This window comes from Pseudomonas edaphica, from assembly GCF_005863185.1.
Taxonomy (GTDB): domain Bacteria; phylum Pseudomonadota; class Gammaproteobacteria; order Pseudomonadales; family Pseudomonadaceae; genus Aquipseudomonas; species Aquipseudomonas edaphica.
In genome coordinates, this window is the sequence record NZ_VBVZ01000173.1 from 1 (window position 1) to 10,805 (window position 10,805).

Sequence of the window (10,805 nt, forward strand, 5' to 3'; positions counted from 1 at the left end):
CTCTTACAGCTTGCTGGAGGCGCGGGTTTCCGAGCTTAAAGGCGAGCTGGCGGTGGTCAGTGCCCAGCGCATGCAAGAGCTGGCCGAGAAAGAGCGCCTGGCCAACCGTCTGCAAAACCTGCTGTCGCTGCTGCCCGGTGGCGTGATCGTCATTGATGATCAGGGCCGCGTGCGTGAAGCCAACCCGGCTGCCGTCGACATGCTCGGCCTGCCGCTGGAAGGCGAGTTGTGGCGCGAAGTCATCGCCCGTTGCTTCGCCCCACGTGAAGACGACGGCCACGAAATCTCCCTCAAGGACGGCCGGCGTCTGTCCATCGCCACCCGTTCCCTGGACGCCGAGCCTGGCCAACTGGTGCTGCTTAACGACCTGACGGAAACCCGCCACCTGCAAGACCAGCTGGCGCGCCATGAACGCTTGTCGTCGTTGGGGCGGATGGTTGCTTCTTTGGCGCATCAGATCCGCACGCCGTTGTCGGCGGCGCTGATCTACGCCAGTCATTTGACTGATGAGCAATTGCCGGCCGCCACCCACCAACGTTTTGCTGGCCGCCTCAAAGAGCGTCTGCACGAGTTGGAGCACCAGGTGCGCGACATGCTGGTGTTTGCCCGTGGCGAATTGCCGCTGACCGACCGCGTTACGCCGGCTATGTTGATGCAGTCGCTGCAAGCGGCGGCGGCCACCCATATCCAGGACGCCCAGGTGCGCTGGCAGTGCGACAGCCACCAGGGCGAGTTGCTGTGCAACCGCGACACCCTGGTCGGCGCTTTGCTCAACCTGATCGAAAACGCCACCCAGGCAAGCCTGCCCGGGGCGCGGCTCAAGGTGCACCTGTACACCCGCGAGCAAACCCTGCGCCTGTGTATCAGCGACAGCGGCAGCGGCATTGAGCCGTGTGTGCTGCAACGCCTGGGCGAACCGTTTTTTACCACCAAGACCAACGGCACCGGCCTCGGCCTGACCGTGGTCAAGGCCGTGGCGCGTGCGCATCAGGGAGAATTGCAGCTGCACTCCCGGTTGGGGCGTGGCACCTGTGCATTGATGACCTTGCCGCTGTTTTCCAGCACGGTAAGCGCGGAGTAAAAGGACTATGGCTATCAAGGTTTTATTGGTCGAAGACGATCGTGCCCTGCGTGAAGCATTGGCTGACACGCTGCTGTTGGCGGGCCATGACTACCGGGCGGTCGGTTCTGCCGAGGAAGCCTTGGAGGCGGTCGAGCAGGAGTCTTTCAGCCTGGTGGTCAGTGACGTCAACATGCCCGGCATGGACGGCCACCAGTTGCTCGGCCTGCTGCGCGCGCGCCAGCCACAACTGCCGGTGTTGCTGATGACCGCCCATGGCGCCGTGGAGCGGGCGGTGGACGCCATGCGCCAGGGCGCGGCGGATTACCTGGTCAAACCCTTTGAACCCAAAGCCCTGATCGAGCTGGTTGCCCGGCATGCACTCGGCGTTGTTTCGAATGCTGAAGGCGAAGGCCCTATTGCCTTTGAGCCGGCCAGCGCACAGTTGCTGGAACTGGCAGCGCGTGTGGCGCGTAGCGATTCCACCGTGCTGATCTCCGGCGAGTCCGGCACCGGTAAAGAAGTGCTGGCGCGGTATATCCACCAGCAATCGAGCCGCGCCAAACAACCCTTTATCGCGATCAACTGTGCGGCCATCCCCGACAACATGCTTGAAGCCACCTTGTTCGGCCATGAAAAAGGCTCGTTCACCGGCGCCATCGCGGCCCAGGCCGGCAAGTTCGAACAGGCCGACGGCGGCACCATCCTGCTCGACGAAATCTCGGAAATGCCCCTGGGCCTGCAAGCCAAGCTGCTGCGGGTGTTGCAGGAGCGTGAGGTTGAGCGCGTGGGCGCACGCAAGCCGATCCAGCTGGATATCCGCGTGGTTGCCACCACCAACCGCGACCTCGCGGGCGAAGTGGCGGCGGGGCGCTTTCGTGAAGACCTGTTCTACCGGCTATCCGTATTCCCACTGGCCTGGCGCCCGTTGCGCGAGCGCCCGGCGGATATCATCCCGCTGGCCGAGCGCCTGCTGAACAACCACGTCAAAAAAATGAAGCACGCCCAGGCGCGGTTGTCGGCTGAGGCCCAGGCTTGCCTGATCAGCTACCCATGGCCCGGCAACGTGCGCGAATTGGACAACGCCATCCAGCGCGCGCTGATTTTGCAGCAGGGCGGCTTGATCCAGCCGCAAGACTTCTGCCTGGCCATGGGCAATGGCAGCGCGCCGTTGCCGAGCCTGGCGCCCGCACCGGTGGCGGCTGCCGAAACCGAGTCCGGCGGTGCCCTGGGCGACGACCTGCGCCGCCGCGAATTCCAGATGATCATCGACACCTTGCGTGCCGAGCGCGGCCGCCGCAAAGAGGCCGCTGAGCGCCTGGGCATCAGCCCGCGCACCCTGCGCTACAAGCTGGCGCAGATGCGCGACGCCGGGATGGACGTGGAAGCCTACCTTTTCGCCACCTGAAAAATTCTTGGGCTGACAGGGTTTGTCGCCTTTTCTTACGAATTGCCACGGAGCTGGCACCCTTGTTGCTACCACCCGTAGTAACCGCTGCGTAGTGTCAAAAAATTGCGGGTCGTCGGAGAGAGAAGGTCATGAGCCAGGGTATTGAGTTCAATCGGTTGATGTTGGATATGCGCTCCATGCAAATGGATGCCATGGCTCAACCGAAATCCGTCGCGCCAGCGCCGGAATTGGGCCAAAGCAGTTTTGCCGACATGCTCGGTCAGGCAATCAACAAAGTCAGCGACACCCAGCAAGCCTCCAGTCAGTTGGCCACCGCCTTCGAGATCGGCAAGAGCGGCGTGGACCTCACCGATGTGATGGTCGCCTCGCAAAAGGCCAGCGTTTCCTTTCAAGCCTTGACCCAAGTGCGTAACAAGCTGGTTCAGGCTTATCAAGACATCATGCAGATGCCGGTTTAAGGACGAGATTTAAGTCATGGCAGAAGCAGTCTCCGACAACGTACCCGCCAAGGCAGACGGCAAGCCGCCGCTGTTTGGCCTGTCGTTCCTGGAAAACCTCTCGGAAATGACCATGCTGCGTCAGGTGGGCCTGATGGTCGGCCTGGCCGCCAGTGTGGCGATTGGTTTTGCCGTGGTGTTGTGGTCGCAACAACCTGATTACCGCCCGCTGTACGGCAGCCTGGCCGGCATGGATTCCAAGCAGATCATGGAAACCCTGGCCGCCGCCGACATCGCCTACACCGTGGAGCCCAACTCCGGCGCCTTGCTGGTCAAGGCTGATGACGTGGCCCGTGCGCGCATGAAGCTGGCTGCAGCCGGCGTAACGCCGTCCGACAGCAATATCGGTTTTGAAATCCTCGACAAGGACCAGGGCCTGGGCACCAGCCAGTTCATGGAAGCCACCCGTTATCGGCGTGGCCTGGAAGGCGAACTGGCGCGCACCATCAGCAGCCTGAACAACGTCAAGGGCGCCCGCGTGCACCTGGCGATCCCGAAAAGCTCGGTGTTCGTGCGTGACGAACGCAAGCCCAGTGCTTCGGTATTGGTTGAACTGTTTTCCGGCCGCTCCCTGGAGCCTGGCCAGGTACTGGCGATCATCAACCTGGTGGCCACCAGCGTTCCCGAATTGAGCAAGTCGCAAATCACCGTGGTCGACCAGAAGGGCAACCTGCTGTCCGACCAGGCCGAGAACTCCGCGCTGACCCAGGCCGGCAAGCAGTTCGACTACAGCCGTCGCATGGAAAGCATGCTGACCCAGCGCGTGCACAACATCCTGCAACCGGTGTTGGGCAACGATCGCTACAAGGCTGAAGTGTCCGCCGACGTGGATTTCAGCGCGGTCGAGTCGACCTCCGAACAGTTCAACCCCGACCAACCGGCGCTGCGCAGCGAGCAGTCCACCAGCGAACAACGCACCGCCAGCAATGGCCCGCAAGGTGTGCCGGGTGCCCTGAGCAAACAGCCACCGGCTCCGGCGACTGCACCACAAACCACCGGTGGCGCGGCCGCTACGGCTGGCGCGATCCAGCCTGAGCAGCCATTGTTGGACGCCAACGGCCAGCAGATCATGGACCCGGCCACCGGCCAGCCGATGCTCGCGCCGTACCCGGCGGACAAGCGTAACCAGTCGACCAAGAACTTCGAACTCGACCGTTCCATCAGCCACACCAAGCAGCAGCAGGGCAAGATCAATCGCCTGTCGGTGTCGGTGGTGGTCGATGATCAGGTCAAGGTCAACCCGGCTGACGGCGCCGTCACCCGTGCGCCGTGGAGCACTGATGAATTGGCCCGTTTCACGCGCCTGGTGCAGGACGCCGTCGGCTTCGACGCCAGCCGGGGTGACAGCGTCAGCGTGATCAACATGCCGTTCTCCGCCGAGCGCGCCGAAGTGATCGCCGACCCTGCGTTCTACACGCAGCCGTGGTTCTGGGACATCGTTAAACAAGTGCTGGGTGTGTTGTTCATTCTGGTGCTGGTGTTCGGCGTGCTGCGTCCGGTGCTCAACAACATCACCGGCAACGGCAAGAAACAGCTGGCCTTGGCCGGTGGCGACGTCGAGTTGGGTGGCATGGGCGGCCTGGATGGCGAACTGGCCAACGACCGCGTCAGCCTCGGCGGCCCGCAAAGCATCCTGTTGCCAAGCCCGAGCGAAGGCTATGACGCTCAGTTGAACGCAATCAAGAGTCTGGTAGCAGAAGACCCGGGCCGTGTGGCCCAGGTCGTGAAAGAGTGGATCAACGCAGATGAGTGATAATCGAGCCGCTGTTGCCAAGCTCACCAAGGTCGACAAAGCCGCAGTCCTGTTGCTGTCCCTGGGTGAAACCGACGCTGCCCAAGTGCTGCGCCACATGGGGCCTAAAGAGGTCCAGCGCGTGGGCGTGGCCATGGCGCAGATGCGCAATGTGCACCGCGAGCAAGTCGAGCAGGTGATGAGTGAGTTCGTCGAGATCGTCGGCGACCAGACCAGCCTGGGCGTCGGCTCCGACAGCTATATCCGCAAGATGCTCACCTCGGCACTCGGCGAAGACAAGGCCAACGGCCTGATCGACCGCATCCTGCTGGGTGGCAACACCAGTGGCCTGGACAGCCTCAAGTGGATGGAGCCGCGCGCGGTGGCCGACGTGATCCGCTACGAGCACCCGCAGATCCAGGCCATCGTCGTCGCTTACCTCGACCCGGACCAGGCCGGTGAAGTGCTCGGCCACTTCGACCATAAAGTACGCCTGGATATCATCCTGCGCGTGTCGTCGCTGAACACCGTGCAGCCGGCAGCCCTGAAAGAACTCAACACGATTCTGGAGAAGCAGTTCTCTGGCAACTCGAACGCTTCGCGCACCACCTTGGGCGGCATCAAGCGTGCGGCCGACATCATGAACTTCCTCGACAGCTCGGTCGAAGGCCAGTTGATGGACTCGATCCGCGAGATCGACGACACCCTGTCCGGCCAGATCGAAGACCTCATGTTCGTGTTCAACAACCTCTCCGATGTCGATGACCGTGGCATCCAGGCGTTGCTGCGCGAAGTCTCCTCCGACGTGCTGGTGCTGGCCCTCAAAGGCTCGGACGAAAACGTCAAAGAGAAGATTTTCAAGAACATGTCCAAGCGTGCGTCCGAGCTGTTGCGCGACGACCTCGAAGCCAAAGGCCCGGTGCGCGTCAGCGACGTCGAAACCGCGCAGAAAGAAATCCTCACCATTGCCCGCCGTATGGCCGAAGCCGGAGAAATCGTTCTCGGTGGGAAGGGCGGCGAAGAAATGATCTAAGGCGCGTCCCATGTCGAACAAAGATGAGACGCCCAGCGATCTGATTCGCGCGCGGGATGTCGGCGGGTTCGACATCTGGTCGCTGCCCAGCTTCGATCCACATGTGCCGAAACCTGAGCCCGAGCCGTTGGTTGAAACGCCGGTAGAGATGGAAGAAGTGCCACTGGATGAAGTCCAGCCACTGACCCTTGAAGAGTTGGAAGCCATCCGCCAGGAAGCCTACAACGAAGGCTTTGCGGCCGGCGAAAAAGACGGCTTTCGCAGCACTACCCTCAAAGTACGCCAGGAAGCCGAAGAGGCGCTCGGCGTCAAACTCGCCAGCCTTGAGCGGCTGATGGGTACGCTGTTCGACCCGATTGCCGAGCAGGACTCGCAGATCGAAAAAGCCATGGTCGGCCTGGTCGAGCACATTGCCCGGCAGGTCATCCAGCGCGAGCTGGTGCTCGATTCCGGCCATATCGAAAGCGTCATGCGCGAAGCCCTCAAGCTGCTGCCGTTGGGCGTGGGCAATGTGCGCCTGTACATCAACCCGCAGGATTTCGAACAGGTCAAAGCCCTGCGCGAGCGCCATGAAGAAACCTGGCGTATCGTCGAGGACGCGGCGTTGTTGCCCGGTGGTTGCCGCGTGGAAACCGAACACAGCCGCATCGATGCCACGGTGGAAACCCGCATCAGCCAGATCATGGCCAAGCTGTTGGATCAGGTGCATGAGCAGGTGTTGAACCCCGCCGAACCTGACCTGAGCGTTGATCTGGACGCCACCGATGCGCCTTGATCGCACCAGCTTCGCCAAGCGCCTGGGTGGCTACGCCGAGGCCACGGAGTTGCCCGGCCAGCCGATCCTCGAAGGGCGCCTGCTGCGCATGGTCGGCCTGACCCTCGAAGCCGAAGGCCTGCGCGCCGCCATGGGCAGCCGCTGCCTGGTGATCAACGACGACAGCTACCACCCGGTGCAGGTCGAAGCCGAGGTGATGGGCTTTTCCGGCAGCAAGATTTTCCTCATGCCGGTCGGCAGCCTGGCGGGCATCGCCCCTGGCGCCCGCGTGGTGCCGTTGGCCGACACCGGCCGCCTGCCGATGGGCATGAGCATGCTCGGCCGCGTGCTCGATGGCGCCGGCCGCGCACTCGACGGCAAGGGCGGCATGAAGGCCGAAGACTGGGTGCCGATGGACGGCCCGACCATCAACCCGCTCAACCGCAACCCCATTAGTGTGCCGCTGGACGTGGGCATTCGCAGCATCAACGGTTTATTGACGGTCGGTCGTGGCCAGCGTCTGGGCCTGTTTGCCGGTACCGGCGTGGGTAAGTCAGTGTTGCTGGGCATGATGACGCGCTTTACCGAGGCCGACATTATCGTGGTCGGGCTGATCGGCGAGCGCGGCCGTGAAGTGAAAGAGTTCATCGAGCACAGCCTCGGTGAAGAAGGCCTCAAGCGCTCGGTGGTAGTCGCGTCGCCTGCGGATGATGCGCCGCTGATGCGCCTGCGCGCTGCCATGTACTGCACGCGTATCGCCGAATATTTTCGCGACAAGGGCAAGAATGTCCTGTTGCTGATGGACTCGCTCACACGTTTCGCCCAGGCCCAGCGGGAAATCGCCTTGGCCATCGGCGAACCGCCCGCCACCAAAGGCTACCCGCCTTCAGTGTTCGCCAAGCTGCCCAAGCTGGTGGAGCGCGCCGGTAATGCCGAGGCCGGTGGTGGTTCGATCACCGCGTTCTATACGGTGTTGTCCGAAGGCGATGACCAGCAAGACCCGATTGCCGACTCGGCGCGGGGCGTGCTCGACGGCCACATTGTGCTGTCGCGGCGCCTGGCCGAGGAAGGGCACTACCCGGCCATCGACATCGAAGCTTCGATCAGCCGGGTGATGCCGGCGGTGGTCACGCCCGAGCACATGGCGCGTGCGCAGCACTTCAAACAACTGTGGTCGCGCTACCAGCAGAGCCGCGACCTGATCAGCGTCGGCGCCTACGTGGCCGGTGGTGATCGCGAAACCGACCTGGCTATCGCGCTGCAACCGCAACTGGTGAGCTACCTGCGCCAGGGGCTCAACGACAAGATCAGCATGGGCGAAAGCGAAGCTCACCTGGGCTCGATCTTCGCTCCGGCGCCGGGCGGTTAAGCCATGGCCAGCACCCGTTCTTCACGCCTGGCCCCAGTGGTGGACATGGCCGAAAAGGCCGAAAAAACCGCCGTGCAACGCCTGGGTTACTTCCAGGGGCAGGTGCGCCTGGCGGAAAGCAAGCTGGGCGACCTGGAGCGCTTTCGCGGCGAATACCAGCAGCAGTGGATCGAGCGTGGCAGTAAGGGTGTGTCCGGACAGTGGTTGATGGGCTACCAGGGCTTTCTCAACCAGTTGGAAACCGCTGTGGGCCAGCAGCGCCAGAGCCTGGCCTGGCACCAGAACAATCTTGATAAAGCCCGTGAAAGTTGGCAGGCGGCGTTTGCCCGCGTTGAAGGCTTGCGCAAGCTGGTGCAGCGTTATATCGACGAAGCGCGGGCGATTGAGGACAAGCGTGAGCAGAAGCTGCTCGATGAGCTGTCACAGCGCCTTCCCCGCCAGTCACAGTACTAACAGTTTCCACTTGCCTACTGTGGGAGCCGGGCTGTGTGGGTGCTGGCTTAGGTGGGAGCTCGGTGTTGCCCAGATCCGGTTCAGCTGCTAAACCTTGTTGCACATTGCCAATGACAAGGAAGCAGTCACATGTCAGTCGAGTCAGAAGTATCCCTGGATGGGACGAAGTTGACGATTAAAGTAAGAGGCCGATTCGATTTCGGAAGCCACCAGACCTTTCGCGATGCCTACGAGCGGTTCTACAAGGTGCCCGACATCTACGTGGTAGATCTGAAAGAAGCCACCTATCTGGACAGCTCGGCGCTCGGCATGCTCCTGCTGCTGCGGGACCATGCCGGTGGCGATGAGGCCGAAGTGCAGGTCATCAACAGCAACTCCGATGTGCGCAAGATCCTCGGCATCTCCAACTTCGACAAATTGTTCGACATCAGTTGAGCACCTTGGCCCCGGTCCTTGAACCACTGACGATCCTGATCGCCGAAGACAGCGCCGCTGATTTGCTGTTGCTGTCGACCATCATTCGGCGTCAGGGCCACCAGGTGCTCACCGCCACCAATGGCGCGCAAGCCGTCGAGGTGTTTACCCGCGAGCGTCCGCAACTGGTGTTGATGGACGCCCTTATGCCGGTGATGGACGGTTTTGAAGCGGCGCGGCGGATCAAACGGTTGGCGGGTGAGGCGCTGGTGCCGATCATCTTCCTCACCTCGCTGCGCGAAAGCGAAGCCCTGGCCCAATGCCTGGATGCCGGTGGCGATGATTTCCTGCCCAAACCCTACAACCCGCTGATCCTGGCCGCCAAGATCAATGCCATGGACCGTCTGCGGCGCCTGCAGGCCACGGTGCTGCGCCAGCGCGACCAGATCGCCCGGCACCACGATTACCTGTTGCATGAGCAACGCGCGGCCAAGGCGGTGTTCGACAAGGTAGCGCATTCGGGTTGCATCAATGCGGCGCCGAACATTCGTTACCTGCAATCGCCCTATGCGCTGTTCAACGGCGACCTGTTGCTGGCGGCGTACACGCCGTCCGGCGACATGCATGTGCTGCTCGGTGACTTCACCGGCCATGGCCTGCCGGCCGCAGTGGGCGCCATGCCGCTGGCGGAAGTCTTCTACGGCATGACCGCCAAGGGTTACGGCCTGGCGCAGACCCTGCGCGAGATGAATGCCAAGCTCAAGCGCATCTTGCCGGTGGACATGTTCTGCTGCGCCACGCTGGTGTGCCTGAGTACCCAGCGGCGCGTGGTGGAGGTATGGAACGGCGGCATGCCCGACGGCTATGTGCATGAGATCGCCACCGGCAAGCGTACGCCTTTGTTATCCCGGCACCTGCCGCTGGGTGTGCTTTCGGCACAGGCGTTTGATGACAGCACCGAAGTCTGGCCCATGGCCTTGGGCGACCGGGTGTTCTTGTTGTCCGATGGGGTGCTGGATACCGCCAACGCCAGTGAACAGTTATTTGGCGCGGCGCGTTTGCAGCAGGTATTTGCCAGTAATCGCAAGCCTGACCGCTTGTTTGAGGAGATTGAGCAGGCCCTGGCGGTGTTCCGGGGTGAGGCGCGCGATGATGTCAGCATGGTGGAGATCACCTTGCAGCCTGGCCAGCCGTCGCGGGCGGCTGAGCCGCTGTATGCCGACAGTGGCCAGTCGTGCCCGTTGGATTGGTCGGTGAGCTTCGAGTTTCGTGCGCGAACGCTCAAAAGCTACAACCCGTTGCCGTACCTGTTGCAATTGCTGCTGGAGATTCATGGCCTGCGTGGGCAAAGCGGAGCGCTGTACAGCGTGATGGCCGAGTTGTATTCCAATGCGCTGGAGCATGGCGTGCTGGGCCTGGATTCGCGACTCAAGCGCGATGCCCAAGGATTTGCCGAGTATTACCGGCAGCGCAATGAGCGCCTGACGCAGTTGAACAGCGGTTATGTGCGGGTACATGTGCAGGTGGTGCCGACTGCCACGGGCGGCAAAATGACGCTGCGCATCGAAGACAGTGGCCCAGGGTTTGACGTGGAACAGGTGCTGGCGCGGCCGCTGGATATCGACCGTTTGTCTGGCCGGGGGCTGAGCCTGGTACGGCAACTGAGCAGCGATGTACGCTGGACCGATGGCGGGCGCAGTGTGTGCGTGGAGTTTTGCTGGGGGGCTCTGGCATAATCCGCCGATTCTTGATCAAGGAGCGAACAAGTGCTTGAGATTCATCTGGACCCTGATGTGCTGACGGGCCTGCAGGAAGTGATGGAAAGCGAGTATCCGAAATTGCTGGATACCTTTCTGGACGATTCGCAAAAGCGTATCGATGCGTTGCGCAAGTCGCGTGGTGACGCCAAGGCGTTGGGCCGGATTGCCCATAGCTTCAAGGGCAGCAGTGGCAACCTTGGGGCGGTGCGGTTGGCGCAGTTGTGTCAGCGGCTGGAGGTGGAGTCCGTCGAGTTGTCGGCGGACTTGGGTGCGCTGGTTGATCAGATTGATCATGAGTTTGCGTTGGTGCGGCCGCTGTATG

General features: G+C 62.2%; 11 protein-coding genes. All 11 read left to right on the forward strand.

Annotated features, from left to right (window positions below; all coding sequences use genetic code 11):
• Positions 1-1,081: sensor histidine kinase (locus FEM54_RS13675; protein WP_138451406.1), on the forward strand; the 1,081-nt coding region annotated here is incomplete at its 5' end.
• 7 nt (positions 1,082-1,088) lie between these two features.
• Positions 1,089-2,468: a sigma-54-dependent transcriptional regulator gene (locus FEM54_RS13680; RefSeq protein WP_099548873.1), complete on the forward strand. Its 1,380-nt coding sequence runs from the start codon at positions 1,089-1,091 to the stop codon at positions 2,466-2,468.
• A 131-nt stretch (positions 2,469-2,599) separates the two neighbouring features.
• Positions 2,600-2,929: a flagellar hook-basal body complex protein FliE gene (fliE, locus tag FEM54_RS13685; protein WP_017134937.1), complete on the forward strand. Its 330-nt coding sequence runs from the start codon at positions 2,600-2,602 to the stop codon at positions 2,927-2,929.
• 16 nt (positions 2,930-2,945) lie between these two features.
• Complete coding sequence (gene fliF / locus FEM54_RS13690; RefSeq protein WP_138451407.1) at positions 2,946-4,721, forward strand: flagellar basal-body MS-ring/collar protein FliF; 1,776 nt, start codon at positions 2,946-2,948, stop codon at positions 4,719-4,721.
• On the forward strand, positions 4,714-5,733 hold the full coding sequence (fliG, locus tag FEM54_RS13695) for a flagellar motor switch protein FliG (protein WP_010208743.1): 1,020 nt from the start codon (positions 4,714-4,716) through the stop codon (positions 5,731-5,733). Before fliF ends, fliG begins: the two co-directional genes overlap by 8 nt.
• Before the next feature lie 10 nt (positions 5,734-5,743).
• Positions 5,744-6,508, forward strand: coding sequence for a flagellar assembly protein FliH (fliH, locus tag FEM54_RS13700; RefSeq protein ID WP_138451409.1), 765 nt, complete (start codon positions 5,744-5,746; stop codon positions 6,506-6,508).
• Positions 6,498-7,856, forward strand: coding sequence for a flagellar protein export ATPase FliI (fliI, locus tag FEM54_RS13705; protein ID WP_017134940.1), 1,359 nt, complete (start codon positions 6,498-6,500; stop codon positions 7,854-7,856). The genes fliH and fliI overlap by 11 nt, the downstream gene beginning before the upstream one ends.
• 3 nt (positions 7,857-7,859) lie before the next feature.
• Positions 7,860-8,309, forward strand: a complete 450-nt coding sequence (fliJ, locus tag FEM54_RS13710) for a flagellar export protein FliJ (protein ID WP_016972024.1) — start codon at positions 7,860-7,862, stop codon at positions 8,307-8,309.
• Between the two features lie 129 nt (positions 8,310-8,438).
• Entirely contained in the window at positions 8,439-8,744 is a 306-nt protein-coding gene (locus FEM54_RS13715) for an STAS domain-containing protein (RefSeq protein ID WP_017134941.1), read from the forward strand.
• Entirely contained in the window at positions 8,741-10,459 is a 1,719-nt protein-coding gene (locus FEM54_RS13720; protein WP_138451411.1) for an ATP-binding SpoIIE family protein phosphatase, read from the forward strand. The genes FEM54_RS13715 and FEM54_RS13720 overlap by 4 nt, the downstream gene beginning before the upstream one ends.
• Positions 10,460-10,489: 30 nt before the next feature.
• The coding region (locus tag FEM54_RS13725) for an Hpt domain-containing protein (RefSeq protein WP_138451413.1) at positions 10,490-10,805 on the forward strand (316 nt) is incomplete at its 3' end.